A 15363-nucleotide genomic window follows, 5' to 3' on the forward strand; every position below is an offset into this window, starting at 1 on the left:
CTGGAGGAACCGTTAAGGACATTGGATTATTGCCGATACATTGAAATTAGGAATTGCCGTATGCGATGAACCGCACGTACGGCGGTGCGAGAGGGCTGCCGGGAAGCCCGGCAGCCTACTTGATTTTCTTCCAGTTGCGCGGCGGTCTCGCTAGTCGTCGCCCGCTAGCTTCGATGCGACGTAGACCATGGGGCTGACTATCAGGCCGATAGCACCTAACGTGACCGCGAGCCAGCCGACCGTCGAGTACCAGGTCTCGGCCGCCGCGACGTGTCCCCAGAGCGTGCCCACACCGTCGGGTAGACCCAAGAACTGCATTACCCCCACTCCTAACGCCCCGATAGCTGTGAGTCCCGCTCCTACCAGCAGGGTCGCGATGATTACCCACAGCGCAAACCTCTTGGTATTTTCCATCCTTTCCGTGTCTTTCTGTATAGCTTCGGCCAGTTTCTGTCGCTCTGTGGTCACCTTTTCCAGCTCCTTCGACAGACGCGCACGCTCTCGTTCCAGCCGGTTCACGGCTGCGTTGACAGTGCTGTCTAAGCTGTCTTGGACGCTTTTGAAGGACTCGTTGACCAGTGGCCTCAGGTCAGAACTCAGGCTCGTAGTTAGCTGCCTGGTTAAGCCTCTCGAGACGCTCTTGGCGCTTTCGTCGCTGAGCTTCACCGGATGCTTCGCGACCTCCAGCGTTGCGCGGTACATCGCCGCGAGGTCGCCGAGTGTTTTCTGGATACTTTTCATCGACGGGCCCATGTCCGTCAGCATGTTTACCAGACTGCTGATGGTCTCCGCGACCGCCCGCTGCGCCTGGTCGTACTCCTTCGTCCCGACGGTGGTTTGAGCTAAACTTTTCAGCTGCTCGCCGAGCTTCTGTTGCTGCCCGGATAACCTCAGAAGTTCCTTCTCCGACGCTGCGATGGATTGGATCTTGGTTTCCAACTCGCTCACTGCTTTGAGCGCTGCTGCTGTCTTGGTTGAGTCCTTCGTACGTTGACTCTGCAAGGTCTCCAGGGCTTCCAAGACGGGGTCCAGACTCTCGTCCAGATATGTCTCTAGGGTTTGTTGCTGATGCCCGGTCAGTGGTTGATTCACTGTCATTTTCACTTTCTTTGTTGAGGTGTTTAATTCGGTCTATGCGTGTCTGTCGAGCAATGGCTGCTGCCAGCTGTGCTTGTGCTTCTGCAATACGGTCGCTCAGACCACTGGTGGTGTAGCCAGGGCCGAATTTCGAGCCCGCGTCTGCTGCTTTGCGCTTACGGCTCTTACCCTTCGGGGTGCGTGTTGTGTACGTCATGTCCTTGCCGTTGTCATCGACCAGTCCGATGCTGAGTTCGTCGTCCATCATCTTCAGCGACAGGTTGTAATCGACAGCCAGGTCGTGCGCTTTATCAAGCCCATCCGGGGCGTTGAGGACGCGGTCATCTGCGATTAGTTCATCGACGCGCTTGCGAAGATAATCAGCCCAGGTATCGCCCGTCAGGTCGTTGATTCCTAGGCCAGTCGAGTCAATGCTTTTACCGTCTCGGATCGCCATGCGTTCGGCACGCCGGAGCTTGACGAAGCCTTCTGGCTCCAATCTCCTCATACCCCAGTCGCGCATCACCTCATCGTTGACTACTTTGACTGCGTGCCAATTGCCGGCGCGTTTAGGCGTGGCCTTACCAGTACTTAGGTCGTGATTAAGCAGGATTAGGTGGTTGTGCACACAACCGGATTTGCTGTCGGTATGGGTGGCAACGACGAAAGGTGTGTCGGGCGCCAGCCGCTGCGCTAAATCTGTACCCATCGCGTTGGCTTTCTCGACATGTGACGGATCATCTCGGTTTAGCTCGTCGCGCGACCAGGACTGAACTAGAGTAATGGCCCTATTACTGCGGTTGCTGTAATTATTCATGATGTCACGGCCAGATTCGATGAACTCGATTCCGGCCCAGCGGCCGTCGCTGTCGTTGTCCATTTCACTGCCGCAAACGACTGTCAATGCCGTAGCGCGAACTTGACCACTCTTTGCATTCGTACGGTTGCCATAGACCGCGTATACGACAGGCGAAGACAGACTTTTTGATCTATCAACGGTTGTAATTGACATAGCTACTGACCGTATCCTTGAGGTGATTAAAGTCTGCCTGAGCCTGGGATATGAGGGCTATCAACCCGTCGTCGCCAGAGGCGTGCGCCCGCCGTGTGAGCTGGTTGAGATTCACGCCGATACGATTGATCTCTTTCCACAATCGCCTCACGTTGTTCTGAAACTCTTGCGGTGGGTCATTGATCCGACGCTCCCACCCTCGCGGCAGTCGGTCAGCTAGGGTGTGGATAGCTCCCCGCATGACCTCTGCTGGGGACAGGTTGGCGCGCTTAGCGACTTCGCTAACGATATGCCACTGTTCGGCATTAAGTCGCAAAGTCAATCGCTTCTCGACAGGTCCGTCTAGTTTCAATTCATCGTGTCTTTCTGTTCGTATATCTTTGCGTTCTGTAAATCTCCCAACTCGCTTACGCGTGCTGGGAGATAGCCCCTTCTTTCTCCCACGCTTCGAGCTACCTCCGTCTCACTGATTACTGCGTAATCCGTGAGCACTGGTGGTAGTCGAAGTCGGCTCCAAATAAGGGGCGGCCAGCATCACCTTGAGCACCTTTCGGTGCTCGGTGGCTGGCAGGGGGCTACTCCCCCTGGCCCCCTCGGTCTGACCAGTCTGGGGACTGCTCAGAATCCCCAGCGGCCGATTGCACGGCCGCTGAATCAGGCACGCCATGCGGGCTGTCGGGATGGGGAGTAACCACTTCCAACCCGACAGTGGCGAGCAACTCCGCGACCGTGCGGTTGCGGTAGGCAGCTCACTCAGAATCCGGCTTCGCAGCGGCGTCTTCCAGCACGCGACCAAGCTCAAGCAAGAGCTTCTCGTGCTGTTCTCTCTCGCGCCGTTTGGCTTCTTCGCGAGCCTGTTTCTCAGCCTCGATTCGCTCCAGTGCGATTTCGATTTTCGACTTCTTCGTAGCCATTTCTACAACTCCATTCCATCGGATTCTTTAGTCTTTGTACGAGACCCCTGCGGGGTCCTGATGCGTTGTACTGCACGTCGTTGACGGCGCTGGTTGTCACGCTCCTGGAGGTCTCGCCTGGAGGTCTCGACGACGTCCTTGGCGGAGGCTTGCACGTCTTGTTCTGGCGCGGCTGATGGCGGAGCTTCTGCGACCTCGTGCATGTCGGCAGCAGCGTGCTTGGCTTGCTTGGCCAGACGCTGCCAGTCTGCGCTGAGTATGCCTGAGATGGCGGGCGGCAGAGGTTCTTTTTTCGTCGTTCCCGTCACGCTTTCAGCGATCGTTGAAGACAATTTGCTCAATGTTCTTCTCCTTTACTTTTTGGCTTGCATTAAAGGTCTTGGCATGGGGCGGGTAATCGCCGTGTCCCTTGCGCTGTGGAGGTCCGCGGGGAACGAGGTGAGACGGCATCATTTACACCCTGCCCAGGTGGCCTCTGGCCCCGCCGAGTCGGCCAGGACCGGGATGCTTATACCCTCTACACATGGCAGCTGCATCGACTCGAAGGGGCTGATGACCGCCTGTTTGACGTCCTCAGCGTGGTCGCGCGGGACTGAGAGAACAACCTCGTCGTGCACGAAGATCCGAATCATTTCTGCGACGTCGTCGGGCAGTGCAAGCACGCCTTCCAAGAAGAAGTCGCGGGCGGCGCCCTGCCCATACGCGGCGAGAGCATCAGCCGCTTCGCGGGCGAGTCGATCGTAGAGGTCGCCCTGCTGCTCGGCAGCAGCAGCACGCTTGAGCTTCGCGATGCGGTCGGCGGCACGGCGGTGCTCCTGCTCGATCAGCTCATCGAGATTGGTGGAGATGTTGTTCGTCATGGTCAGTTCCTTCCAGTCAGTACGGCAGCCGGTCGGCGTCCGAGGGGTGGTCACCGGAGGCCATTGCCACCATCCGGTCGAGGTAGGGGGAGAGCGCGTCGGTGGGGAGCATCTGAGCGGCGCGCTCGGGGCGTCGAGCGTTGTCCCAGTCGCCGCGAGAAACGGTGCCCATCCCCCACTCAGCAAGCCACACAAGGCGCTCGGTAATGCTCAGAGAGCGGTCGGCCAATGTCGGGATCGTGATCACGCCCTGCCGGTGTGCCATGACGATGGACATCAGCACCGTGCGTTGCGGAGTAATGATCCGGCGACCCTTGCCGTGGGTGTATCGCACGTCCCAGTCACGCCATTCGGCGACGGTGCGAAGGCATCCTGTCCGTGCCATCTCGCGAGCGATCTGCCGGGCGCGCACGCAGTCCTCGATTCGTTCCCACGGTTCGGTGGGGAATGTCGCCATCTCCTTGGATGAGCCATCCGGAAGAGGCACCATCTCTGGGGTCATGGAGGACATGACGGGCTTGCGCTTGAGGTCATAGTCCATGCTCACGGAGCGCTCGACACGGGAGGGAAGAAAGTCCTTGCGGTCTTCGGTACGAGACAGCTCCTGGAACGACGGGAACCTGGTGTACCCGTTCGGAACGCGACCCTCACGGGTCACGACCGAAACCAGGAGCAACTCGCGGTCTTCAAGGCTGTCAGGGAGGACGCCCTTTGGTGCCTTGAGCCCGTTGTGAGCACACACCCCACGGAGGTCGAGGGAGACGTTGCCGCGCGTGGTGAAGTTCACCAGGTCGCGCTGCGCATGCTTGGCCTCCCAGATCGACGGGTCGCCGGTCAGAGCAATGCGCGCATCGCCGAGCACCTCCTTCAGCCCGTAGAGGTCCAGGGCGGCGACCTCATCCACGGTGGCGTCGGTGATGAAGCCATCCGTCGTCACCGAGTAGACCTTCCGTCCGTGATCGGTGAGTTGATTCATCGTCGCCAGCAGCTGAGCACGCACCAACGAGGTCGTGGTGGCAGCGTGATATGGGCTGGACACGGCCGAGCCGCTGTCGTTGTCTATTTCCTGTGCCCGAGCGTCCCAGGACCGATGCTCAGCGACATCCTGAGCAGTTTTGCCGTACACCGAGTTCACGCAGGTCTTGAGCGTCTGCTCCTCCAGCGACCCCTTGCCGTACAGCGCCTTAGCGGCGTTGCGGTCGTCGATCAGCTGCTTCACCCCATGACGCAACGACAGGCTCGGCTCACCATCGAGCTTGAGGACGCGTCCGAGGTAACCGATCTGGCAGTAGACTTTCGCGCCCACCACGAGAGCGAGCCACAGCTCAGGACCGCACACCCAGGTCCCAGCGACGCCCTCTGAGGTCCGCGGGTAGATGAGCGTCCCGTCAGCGACGATGGGCAGGCAAGGATGCAGCACATTGCCCGGGAACTCGAAGGAGACGAATCCTACGAACGGTGTCGTCGCCGAGGGCACCTCGTCCAGGGTGAGAGTCCTTTCGTGAACAACATCCTCGATGGCACCGGCCTCCCAGTCGAGGTCGCGCACCAACGCCATCGCGGTGGGATAGGCATTCTGAGCGTCGATGTCCACGGTCGGGATCGGGTAGTAACCAGGCATCGGGCAGCTGTTGAGACCGCCGTGATACGCGCGAGCGAATGCCTTAGTCAGCTGTGCAGCGGCACCGTCCAGAGGATTGCGGCCACGCTTGGCGTAGAAGCTCAGCCGGTCGCCTTCCTCGACGGCTTCGACGCCTTCGTCCTCATCCACCAGCCCGGCGAACTTCCGCCGAAACTCTGCCGGTGATGACGCCCCGAGGTAGGTACTGCCCGAATCTACAAGGGCGGCAGCCGCGCCACCGCTGAGAGTGATCGGAGGAACGACGCCATCGCCCCAGAGGCGGGCGAGGTACTCGACAACGATCACGGCGTCGTTGACGCCGTACTCCAGGAATGCCTGCAAATGCTCACACCGGTAGTCGGACATGCGCGAGATCCACCCATCCGGCACGTCCAGCTTCGCGACACCGCACGCCTCGCCGAGCACCACCAGCGACTTCTTCCCAGCAGGGGCCTGTGACATCGTGTCACGCACGGTCACCGACAAGCTCTGCCACCAGTGCCCGTTCTCGTTGCCCCGCTGCGAGCGGAACGGCAACAGCGTGACCAGCCCGCCACCAGCCGACGTCAGTCGGACGAGGCTGTCCAGCTCACGCGACTGGCCACCAGTGCGGAACGTCGTGAGGTCGGCGGAACCGTAATGACAGGCGAGCACGATGGGCACGCGCAGCTTCGCCAGCGCCTCGCGGCGCTTCTCCCAATCCTCGGACCAGAACGAGCCGCGAGAAACACCACGGGGACCTACCTCGTCAGGCACCAGAGGTGAGCGCCACAACTCAGCGGCAGTAACCACGGTCCACAGCGCCCGGTGCAGCGAGATGCGAGAGGTCGATCCCAGCGGAGGCAGGATGATGACCTCGACCATCACCGACGGATCGACCGGGTCCGGCACCGCGAACTGATAGCTGTCGATGACCCGAGCGCCACCACTGGTCGTGAACTCTGTGTCGAACCCGACGATGATGCCGGCGCGGCCCGTGCCCATCGCCCTCACCGACGGAAGGTCACCGAACGACCTCGTGGCGGCGCGGTCAGACGGTTGTAACGCGGGGCTCCCGCTCACCGCGGTCCGAGGGCGTCGCCGCACGAGCACCTCGAAGACGACGCCGTGCCGGGCGCCGTCGGTGATCTCCTGGCGCGTCCAGCCATACGCCGTGGCGCTCATGCCGCACCGCCTAACAGCGCAAACAGACGCTGCACCTGCTCATCGGTCAGCGGGGGAGCGGTGGCGACGATGTGCTTGACCGCGTCCTCGATGTCCTCGAAGGGGGCTGGCCGCTCCGGTACCGCGCGAACCTCAAGGTCGCTTGACCGCACCATCAGCCGGTTGCCGATCTTGACCGCGGGCAGGAGGCCCGCTTTGATGTCGCGTCTGAGGGTTGAATAGCCGCCGTATCCGAGAGCGGCGGCGCGCTTGAGTGAGATGAGTGGTTCAGGGGACGTGGTTATCGGAGTCGTAGCAAGACTCATCGTGGTAGTTTCCTCGCAGGAGTAATCCTCCGGCGTGGAGTGCATTGCCGGCTGCTACGGGGATTCACGGATAACTACATCCCACACCACATCAGTGCTCGTTTATCGCTGATCAAGCGTCTCGGGCTACTTGACTCCGTGGAGCTGCTAGACCGCCGGATAACCGGTCGAGGGGATCTGCCGCGCTCCTAAGACCATGATCGGAGCTTGGCTCGGCTACGATCATAGCAGGATCAAACACGATTTGGTGTCTCTGGTGCGCTACGTGACGCCAGTGCTGTCCTGAATGTGGTGACCTTCCGTCGGTGAGCGGGGGCACTTTCGTGCACGGCGACGCCTGGATCGGTTGCTTCGCCTGCTGCAACGAATGAGGGGGCAGCGGGGTCTCGACGTCTGGTTGCTGAGTGTGACAGTTCGGAACTGTCACACTTTTTCGACCCCTCCGAGACCGACGTTTCCCTTGGTCAGGAGACGTATGGTCGGGTACGGTCATTGGCCCCTATGGGGAGCCCCGCGTTAGGACCGTCTGACCGCGCCGCCGCGAGGTTGTTCGGTGACCTTCCGTCGGTGAGCGGGGGCACTTTCGTGCACGGCGACGCCTGGATCGGTTGCTTCGCCTGCTGCAACGAATGAGGGGGCGGAAGGGTGCAAGGGGGGATACGGGAGGCTGTTTCCGGCCCCTTTCATAAAATATTTACAAAACGTGTTAATTGGTACATTCCCATTAATACGTTTTCTTTTTTCTAGGCTTAGGGTTAAAACAGCCCCCGTATCCCCCTGGTGCGTACCCTCTTCGTAGCAACAACCCGTGTTCGGGTAAGTCTGAGGTGCTGCGCACTATCGTGTTGGCCCAAGTCGTCAACCATTCGCCGGAACAATTATCCCTTGTGCTCGTGGACTTCAAGGGTGGCGCTACCTTCGCTGGCCTAGAACCACTGCCGCATACAGCAGCGCTAGTGGATAACTTGGGCGACGGCGCTGGATTGGTCGACCGTTTGCATGATTCGATTGTGGGGGAAATTCAGCGTCGACAACACGTCCTACAGCAAGCCGGCAACCTAGCCAACGTTGGTGAATATAACAAGATTCGCGATGAAAAAATAGCGGCAGCGCAGCGAGGAGAGCGTCCTGAGTCGGAAATTCCGGAGCCTTTGCCAGTCCTTTTTGTCGTTATCGATGAGTTTGGTGAGTTGCTAGCTGCCAAACCTGAGTTCATCGAACTGTTCGTGCAAATCGGTCGTATTGGCCGCTCGATTGGTGTGCACTTGCTGCTTGCCTCCCAGCGGTTGGAGGAAGGCCGGCTCCGTGGATTGGAAACCTATCTGTCTTACCGCATTGGATTGCGCACCTTCTCTGCGTCGGAATCCCGCACCGCCTTGGGCACCACAGCTGCACACGAGCTACCTCCTATCCCCGGATCGGGATACCTCAAAGTTGATCCCGATATTTTCGAGAGATTCAAAGCCGCTTACGTTTCTGGGCCGTACGAATCCTCCGCATCTCAACAAGAAAATGTGCTGCCGCCTGTGCCGATGCCACTCGACCTTCACAACTCCACTGAAAGTTGGCTGGCTCAGCGCGAAGAGGCCTTCCGTGTGCAACTCGATAACAATCGTGATCGCGGAGAGGTTCCTGTGGACGACAGAACCACATTGGAGTTGGTGGTGTCTCGACTCGCCCCCGCCGCAGAAACCACGCGCCAGATCTGGTTGCCGCCACTACCGGAACAAACTGGACTAGAGGCAGCTGTAGGCAGAGTCGAACCAACCTCCACCCGTGGTCTCATGGGCGAAAAACCTGGCATGTTGAAACTTCCGATCGGACTGAAAGACAAGCCGTTAGAGCAGTGGCAAGGGCCTATGGTTATCGATCTCGCTGGCTCCCAGGGAAACGTTGCAGTGCTCGGAGCTCCGCAGTCGGGAAAAACCACCACTCTCAAGACACTGATACTGTCGCTGGCGCTGACCCACACACCCGCAGAGGCTGCCGTGTACATCGTCGATCTCAACGGCAGTGCTTTTACAGATTTTCAGATCTTGCCCCACGTAGGTGACGTTGCCACCCGGTTCGAAGAAAATAAACTTCGCCGAACATTCTCCGAAATGGTGCAGTTTCTCAATGAGCGGGAGCAGATTTTTGCAGCCCACCGCATTTCCTCCGTGGAGCAGATGCGAGATATGCATTCTAAGGGTCAGTTACCGGAACTCCGAAACGCGGATGTTTTCCTTGTCATTGACGGTTGGAACCGCTTGAAAAAGGATTACGACGAACTCGCCGAAGTGGTTCTCTCACTAGCAGAACGCGGCCTTGGTTACGGCATCCACGTTATCTTCGCCACCGGCCGATGGGCAGATTTCAAGCTGCAACTGCAGTCGGTCATCGGCACACGCATCGAGCATCGTCTGAACGATCCTTTAGACTCGAGCGTGGGCAAGAAGCCTCAAGAGGCGCTGGCGAAACAGGCCGTCGGTCGTGCCATGGCGAATGATGCTCTGTTCGCCCAAATCTGTATGCCTTACCTCAAACAACCTGATGTGGTACGCACGCAGGATACACATTCGCTGATTACCGCTATCGCTGATGCCCACCAGGGTACGGAAGCCGCACCAATTCGTATGCTTCCGGCCAAGGTGGAATATGACGAGCTGGTTGCCACCTCGGCAGGTGCGGAGCCAGCATTGATCGGTCTGGGAGAAACAACACTTCAGCCGGTGCGGTTTGATTTCGATCGGGGCCAGCGCCATCTATTGATCGTCGGTGATTCCGAATCGGGTAAGACTTCCACGATGCGCACACTTCTGGCAGAAGCGATCCGTGGTAAAAAACCCGGCCAAGTCATGTTCGGTGTTTTCGACCCACGTCGCACATTGTTGGGAGAATGCCCCGAAGAATTCCTCGGAGAATATGCGGGTACTCGTCCAAGTGCGGAAATCTTAGCAAAGGGAATTGCTAAGGAATTGGAACGTCGCTTGCCTCCGGCCTCTATCACGCCAGAACAATTAAGGAGTAAATCCTGGTGGCAGGGGCCAGAAATCTATTTGCTCATCGACGATGTTGAGCAATTTGAAGGGAACCAGAACCCCCTGCGGCCCATCGTCCCTTATCTATCGCATGCAGCGGATATCGGTTTGCATGTTTGGGTAGCTCGACGCTCGGCGGGTGTCTCCCGCTCAGCCTATGATCCACTCATTCAAGGCATTCGCGAAAACGGAGCAAGCGGCTTGTTGCTCTCGGGTGAAAAGCAAGAGGGCGCTATCTGGCCAAAAATCTACTTGGAACCATTGCCAGCAGGCCGTGGTCGTTGGGTGCGAAGCTCCGGCCGCACTGAATTGGTCCAGGTAGCCTACACACCACCGACTTCTTTCTGATTAGTTGTTGCTGCGCGCGGATAGCACCATCGTTAAACTCTGGTAGCGAAGGTAGTAGCGATCCAACCGAATATCGTTCGGATCCATGCCACCTAGGGCAATGGTCATCGTTACACTCTGATAACGAAGGAAGTAGCGATTTCGGTGATTCGGGTTTTGGTTGTGCAAGCCCGTGGCAGGAAAGAGGACAGTGTGAGCGACAAAACAGAATTAACTAAAATCCAATTCCACCCTGATGCCCCTCGTCCCCGCTTTATGTGGCAGGCAGACCTGCCTACCACGTGGGTCTACCTCGATACTCATCCAGAAGCTTCGGTGCGGCAGGCAGAAATCATTGCCGAAAACTATATTCCTGGGCATCGATTTAAGCGAGCAGAGCAGAAGCTCATTATTCGCCAGCTGGAAAGCGCAATTATTGCAGCCCGTAAAGCCAAGGCATTGCTAACTCTGATTTTGCCGGGCGTCAATGAAGCAGGAGAGCCAAGCGCTGCGACGTTGATCTTGCGTTGGTACGACAGCTCACCAGACATGTCTAGCATGGCGACAATTAAACGGGCCTTCGAAAAAAAGTCAGCCGTCATGGAGGAAGCCACCACTACTAAGGGCAGCGCATATGTAATGACGGCTGAAACCACAAAAACAGGGCCTCTGGATAACCGTCGCGATGCATATCACCGTCAAGCTTTTATACCTCTAGCAGGGACAACTTGGACATTGGTGGCCTCCGGCACTACTCCCGATCCGGATTCTGATGCCGTGATGAAGGATGCCATTTCTCGCTTAGTTAACAGCATTAAAGCCTATCCGGAGTCTTACGGGGAAAGGCTGCCCGATGTGGAGACTCTGGGCGAAGATGAGCAGACCGTGCAAACCGAATCGGTTGGAGAGCAAGTGGTGGAAGCGCAGAACCACGAAACGCAGACTGACTCTGTGGCGAAGACATCCGTGAATGACACGGATTACACTTTCCTAGCAAATGTCGACGGAGGGGAACTAACACGCGAATAGTGAATTCGGAATAGACAGGACTGCCGACTAGCGAGCCAGAGGAGAATGCTAGGCCCTACCGATCAAATCTGAGTTTTAATGCGTTAGAAAATTCTTGCCAGTAGTCGGTGATACATGGAAATGTCCTCTGGGTTAGTGGACGGTGTTAAACGTGTTCGAGACGTGGAGAGTAGGTTTAATGGGGGAAGAGAAACGGTATCGCTCGGCAAATTGCTCAGAGATCCGCCCACGGAGACTACCGTCACTCGCCCTTCTTGGGCCGCGCGAGTGAGATGGTGGCCTTCTTGGTACAGCCAGCCGTGATCCAAATGGTGCCGATCCGCCACTAGAAGGACATGTTTCGCCATTGCCGTCCCTGCCGCAATTGTGGCGGGGTTCAGTGTGTAGGGCAGGTCCATCACCACGGTGGGCCACCGGTGTTGTACGCGGGGTATCAGTGTATTCAGATGGAATGGTTCCAACTGATCGGTTGTCCCCGGCTGAGCTGCTACTACTGGGACTGAACCGGAATGATCTGCATAGCGTTCAATGTGAACGCGTTTCAACCCTCGAGATGGATTGGTCAAGAGACCGAAGAGGTCGCCGCTGGCCATCGCGCCTAGCGGGCCTCGCAGCGGTTGAGCTACGGTATCGCCATCGATCAACGCTACGGGGAGCTCGGAGACCTCATTGATGAGAATTCCAACGAGCGCGGACACCGGGGTAGTGAGCATCCTGTTATCCAGCGCAGCCACGGCAATGAGAGTGGGGCGGGATGTGTCGAGAACTGAACTGCGGCGCGCTTGAGCTACTCGATTTGCCCACACAACACGATGGAAGGCGCTCCACTTGCTAGTTCGGGGCTTCGTGGGGGAAGTGGAATTCACGACTGTCTTCGATCTCCGTCTTATTTCTCTGGCGCATGATAAATGCGCTTTCAACCATTACTATAGGTATGCGTTTTATCCTGCACTCGATAGCCACATTTCAGGAGCATCATGTCGAACGACAGTAACTTGCCGGACGGGATCCCCTCTTGGTTGCGGATGACCAACGAAAACCCTATCGCGGCTCCGGCGGCAGTACCACAAGCTCCTCGGAATAATGCGCACCCTAATAGCCCAGCAGACGAGTTGAAGGGTGGTCAGCAAGGGAAACTGAAATCGGACAGCGACGATCCTCATGCTCAGAGCTCGCAACGGTCTGATGCAGAGACGCAATTGCAGGCGCCGTCTCGTGCGAATACCCAACCGGCCACGACCGACGAGTCTTACGCAAACGCTGGCCAAGACCCATCGGCTCAGCCACAGTCGCACACCCAGCAGGGGCAATCGGCTCAGCCACAGTCGCACACCCAGCAGGGGCAACCGGCTCAGCCGCAGGCACATACCCATCCGGAACCATCAGCGCAGTTTCACCACCCGGATGAGCGAAGTCAGCAACAACAAACCCAGGGACAATTCAACTTCAACGCCCCACCACAGGCGCCGGGAGCCATAGGAATGGCGCGGCCCGCACAGCCGGCGCAGCCTTCTGAAAATCCATCGAGCGTGCCGCACGGGGCGTCAAACCCAGTAAACCCCTACACAGTAGCGCCCCAAACCCCCAGGCAAGCACCCTCGGGTTCTGAAATTCAAGCCCCACCGGTCCCCAAGACCGGTAAGCACCATGCGCAAATGGAGTACGACCTCAAGCCGCCACCGGCACTGGATCAATCCAACTTGGTAAACCCCGTTAAACGTGCACCTCGCCGTGGTTGGCGAAAGATGCTGTACAGCGTGACGGGTGGGCATGTCAACGTCGGCGATTCGCCCCAGGAGCTGCAACAGGATGCGCTCATGGAGCAGATCCGCAAGCCTCTGCGCGGTGATTACCGTATTGCGGTGATGTCGTTGAAGGGCGGGGTAGGAAAAACGACCACCACGGTAACTTTGGGCGGAGTTTTCGCTTCTGTACGCCATGACCGTGTGATCGCGATCGATGCTAACCCTGACCTGGGTACCTTGGCACAGCGAGTGGCCGCGCCGGGTCCCGCTACAATCCGTGATCTGCTCGCCGCCGAAGATACCTCTCGGTATGCCTCGATCCGTCAATACACCACCCAAGCAAAATCTCGTTTAGAAGTTATAGGATCCGAGCGTGATCCGGCGGTTTCCGAGGCCTTTAGTGAGTCCGACTACCGTCATGCCATTGACATCCTGCAGCACCATTACAACGTCATTCTGACAGACTGCGGAACTGGATTGATGCACTCTGCCATGGCCGGGGTGCTTGACTTGGCGAACACTTTGGTGTTGGTAACTTCACCGGCGCTTGATGGTGCGCAATCAGCCTCCGCGACCTTGGACTGGCTCAATCTGCATGGTTACGAGCAGCTAGCGGCGAATGCTGTGGTCGTTGTATCTGCGGCCCATCCAGGAAACGCCACCATCGATATGGAACAGCTATTGGCGCATTTTCGATCCAGAACGAGGGCAGTGCATGTAATCCCATTCGACCGGCACCTTTCAGAAGGCGCAATCATCGACCTGGAACGCATCGGCAAAGACACGCTGCGGTCTTATCACGAGCTAGCGGCAATCGTGGCGGAGGATTTCGATTCATGGCACAGGCACGCTCAGGGTTAAATTTCGTAGTTGTAGCGACTGTAGCCTCGCTGGTCCTTGGTACTACGGGCTGTGCTGATAGGTTGGAGCCCCCCGTACCTGAGCGGCATCCGCAGATCGAATCTATGTCCGAGTGGGCGCAAACTCGAGCTAAACCCTACGGGATTCCGCAGCGCCAGCTGGAAGCTTATGCCTATGCTGCGCACAAGGTTGGTAAGGATTCCGGTTGCGCTATCGGTTGGCCGACCATTGCGGCCCTCGGATCGGTGCTCAGTAACCATGGCCGAGCACGCGGTGCGAAAGTCGCTCCCGATGGGGTCACGACGGTAAAGCTTCGCGGTCTGACGGCTGCTGCCGGAGGTAAGAAACAGGTTACGGATACCGACGCTGGGGAAATCGACGGCGATTCCAAACGAGATGTGCCGGTAGGGCCGATGCAGATCATGCCTTCCCGATGGAAAGAGTCCGGCACTGCAGTGGAGCCCGGAACGATGGCAAACCCCGATAGTATCGATGACGCTGCTCTAACCACTGCCCTGATGCTGTGTAATTCCGGAGATGTGAGCTCACCCGACGGCTGGGCAGAAGCGATTGCGAAAATAAACCCAAGCAAAAAGTTCCTCAAGACTGTTCACGCGAAAGCGAAAGATTACAGCCGATGATCGCGAAGAAACCAAGTGTGGTGTTGTCCACCGTCAAGCGCTACAAGCTGCTTGGCGCTGTAGTATTCAGTGCACTGTGTTTGGTGGGGTGCGAGGCGCCTGGATCGGCCAAACCGCAGCAGGTCGACAGTCAGGTTCCCCCGCTCGGTGTACTACCGGATCTGCCGGAAAAAGTGACGGCTAAACCTACCCCGAGGCAAACACCTACGGCGCCAGTCGCCCCGTCCCCGGTTCCCGCACCGTCTGCACCTCCAGCCGTAACTGTCACTAAATTAAGGCCACCGCGTCCACAACCGGCTCCCCGGCGACCGGCCCCAGCGCCAGCGCCTGCGCCGAAGGATGATTCTGAGATCAGGATTCATGTCCCACCGGAGTTGCGTAACCTGCTTTAGCAAAACCGGCGGAAAAGCTATCCCGGATGCAGGCAAGAAATGCAGTTTCGGAATGTGCAGATAATTCATGGAAACGAGGTTTGAGCAATGACGATGCCCAATGTCGAACGTCCTCAGCCGAAAACCGGTCCTAATCGGGTAGAGGTTGTTTCACCTCGTCGAAAGAAGGATCATCGCGCCACTGTTCAGGCACAAAAACTGCGTGTGTCTTTGGCAACGGAAGCAATTTCTCATGGGGAAGTCGTTCCCTCCAGTGGGAAACGCACCTACAAGGTTCTGCTTGGTTCTGCGGCCCTAGCCGCGATCATCCTCGTCATCACCATCGGAGCGGCCACTGTAATTCAGATGCTCTAGCGCCACGGTGTACAGTATCCGGGTCTCCACGCTATAGACCG

Annotated in this window: 14 protein-coding genes and 1 pseudogene; 6 read left to right on the forward strand and 9 right to left on the reverse strand. The window is 58.0% G+C overall.

Translation table 11 applies throughout. The annotated features are described in order from the left end of the window. Window positions 1-150 precede the first annotated feature (150 nt). The 8 genes from CAURIC_RS00510 to CAURIC_RS00545 form a co-directional block, all read right to left on the reverse strand. The gene (locus CAURIC_RS00510; RefSeq protein ID WP_290182925.1) at window positions 151-414 is read right to left on the reverse strand and encodes a hypothetical protein; all 264 of its coding nucleotides are present in this window, start codon (window positions 412-414) and stop codon (window positions 151-153) included. A 175-nt stretch (window positions 415-589) separates the two neighbouring features. Further along, window positions 590-1957: a relaxase/mobilization nuclease domain-containing protein gene (locus tag CAURIC_RS00515; protein WP_328286729.1), complete on the reverse strand. Its 1368-nt coding sequence runs from the start codon at window positions 1955-1957 to the stop codon at window positions 590-592. A gap of 112 nt (window positions 1958-2069) precedes the next feature. After that, window positions 2070-2441, reverse strand: coding sequence for a plasmid mobilization relaxosome protein MobC (mobC, locus tag CAURIC_RS00520; RefSeq protein ID WP_265915220.1), 372 nt, complete (start codon window positions 2439-2441; stop codon window positions 2070-2072). A 397-nt stretch (window positions 2442-2838) separates the two neighbouring features. Further along, window positions 2839-3003: a hypothetical protein gene (locus CAURIC_RS00525; protein WP_156963492.1), complete on the reverse strand. Its 165-nt coding sequence runs from the start codon at window positions 3001-3003 to the stop codon at window positions 2839-2841. Between the two features lie 2 nt (window positions 3004-3005). After that, window positions 3006-3344 (reverse strand): hypothetical protein, encoded by a 339-nt coding sequence (locus CAURIC_RS00530; RefSeq protein WP_035114924.1) that lies wholly within the window; start codon window positions 3342-3344, stop codon window positions 3006-3008. Between the two features lie 108 nt (window positions 3345-3452). Beyond that, window positions 3453-3863: a hypothetical protein gene (locus CAURIC_RS00535; RefSeq protein WP_290182930.1), complete on the reverse strand. Its 411-nt coding sequence runs from the start codon at window positions 3861-3863 to the stop codon at window positions 3453-3455. Between the two features lie 16 nt (window positions 3864-3879). Next, entirely contained in the window at window positions 3880-6648 is a 2769-nt protein-coding gene (locus tag CAURIC_RS00540) for a hypothetical protein (protein ID WP_290182932.1), read from the reverse strand. Further along, on the reverse strand, window positions 6645-6953 hold the full coding sequence (locus CAURIC_RS00545) for a helix-turn-helix transcriptional regulator (RefSeq protein WP_052095073.1): 309 nt from the start codon (window positions 6951-6953) through the stop codon (window positions 6645-6647). Before CAURIC_RS00545 ends, CAURIC_RS00540 begins: the two co-directional genes overlap by 4 nt. An 824-nt stretch (window positions 6954-7777) precedes the next feature. Between CAURIC_RS00545 and CAURIC_RS00550 the strand changes: the two are divergent. The 3 genes and pseudogenes from CAURIC_RS00550 to CAURIC_RS00560 form a co-directional block, all read left to right on the forward strand. After that, window positions 7778-8230 (forward strand): annotated as a pseudogene (locus tag CAURIC_RS00550) (FtsK/SpoIIIE domain-containing protein); the annotation flags it as partial. Between the two features lie 255 nt (window positions 8231-8485). Beyond that, window positions 8486-10321, forward strand: coding sequence for a type VII secretion protein EccCb (eccCb, locus tag CAURIC_RS00555; RefSeq protein WP_268871059.1), 1836 nt, complete (start codon window positions 8486-8488; stop codon window positions 10319-10321). A gap of 192 nt (window positions 10322-10513) precedes the next feature. Then, window positions 10514-11329: a hypothetical protein gene (locus tag CAURIC_RS00560; RefSeq protein ID WP_156963494.1), complete on the forward strand. Its 816-nt coding sequence runs from the start codon at window positions 10514-10516 to the stop codon at window positions 11327-11329. 83 nt (window positions 11330-11412) lie between these two features. Here the strand turns inward: CAURIC_RS00560 and CAURIC_RS00565 are convergent, their stop codons facing one another. Beyond that, a complete protein-coding gene (locus CAURIC_RS00565) occupies window positions 11413-12135 on the reverse strand; it encodes a hypothetical protein (protein WP_035114969.1) in 723 nt (240 codons plus the stop codon). Window positions 12136-12306: 171 nt separating this feature from the next. Between CAURIC_RS00565 and CAURIC_RS11020 the strand changes: the two genes are divergently transcribed. The 3 genes from CAURIC_RS11020 (at window position 12307) to CAURIC_RS00580 (ending at window position 15322) form a co-directional block, all read left to right on the forward strand. Then, window positions 12307-13935, forward strand: coding sequence for a MinD/ParA family ATP-binding protein (locus tag CAURIC_RS11020; RefSeq protein WP_353959084.1), 1629 nt, complete (start codon window positions 12307-12309; stop codon window positions 13933-13935). After that, window positions 13911-14576: a lysozyme family protein gene (locus CAURIC_RS00575; RefSeq protein ID WP_052095076.1), complete on the forward strand. Its 666-nt coding sequence runs from the start codon at window positions 13911-13913 to the stop codon at window positions 14574-14576. Before CAURIC_RS11020 ends, CAURIC_RS00575 begins: the two co-directional genes overlap by 25 nt. 479 nt (window positions 14577-15055) lie before the next feature. Beyond that, the gene (locus tag CAURIC_RS00580) at window positions 15056-15322 is read left to right on the forward strand and encodes a hypothetical protein (protein ID WP_035114934.1); all 267 of its coding nucleotides are present in this window, start codon (window positions 15056-15058) and stop codon (window positions 15320-15322) included. Window positions 15323-15363: the final 41 nt, after the last annotated feature.

Origin of the sequence: Corynebacterium auriscanis (genome assembly GCF_030408435.1) — a bacterium.
GTDB classification, from domain to species: domain Bacteria; phylum Actinomycetota; class Actinomycetes; order Mycobacteriales; family Mycobacteriaceae; genus Corynebacterium; species Corynebacterium auriscanis.

Bases quoted from the DNA above. Each gene is read 5' to 3' on its own strand.
- CAURIC_RS00510 (WP_290182925.1), bottom strand. From the start codon at position 414: ATGGAAAATACCAAGAGGTTTGCGCTGTGGGTAATCATCGCGACCCTG.
- eccCb (WP_268871059.1), top strand. From the start codon at position 8,486: ATGCCACTCGACCTTCACAACTCCACTGAAAGTTGGCTGGCTCAGCGC.
- CAURIC_RS00535 (WP_290182930.1), bottom strand. From the start codon at position 3,863: ATGACGAACAACATCTCCACCAATCTCGATGAGCTGATCGAGCAGGAG.
- CAURIC_RS11020 (WP_353959084.1), top strand. From the start codon at position 12,307: ATGTCGAACGACAGTAACTTGCCGGACGGGATCCCCTCTTGGTTGCGG.
- CAURIC_RS00525 (WP_156963492.1), bottom strand. From the start codon at position 3,003: ATGGCTACGAAGAAGTCGAAAATCGAAATCGCACTGGAGCGAATCGAG.
- CAURIC_RS00580 (WP_035114934.1), top strand. From the start codon at position 15,056: ATGACGATGCCCAATGTCGAACGTCCTCAGCCGAAAACCGGTCCTAAT.
- CAURIC_RS00545 (WP_052095073.1), bottom strand. From the start codon at position 6,953: ATGAGTCTTGCTACGACTCCGATAACCACGTCCCCTGAACCACTCATC.
- CAURIC_RS00575 (WP_052095076.1), top strand. From the start codon at position 13,911: ATGGCACAGGCACGCTCAGGGTTAAATTTCGTAGTTGTAGCGACTGTA.
- CAURIC_RS00540 (WP_290182932.1), bottom strand. From the start codon at position 6,648: ATGAGCGCCACGGCGTATGGCTGGACGCGCCAGGAGATCACCGACGGC.
- CAURIC_RS00515 (WP_328286729.1), bottom strand. From the start codon at position 1,957: ATGGACAACGACAGCGACGGCCGCTGGGCCGGAATCGAGTTCATCGAA.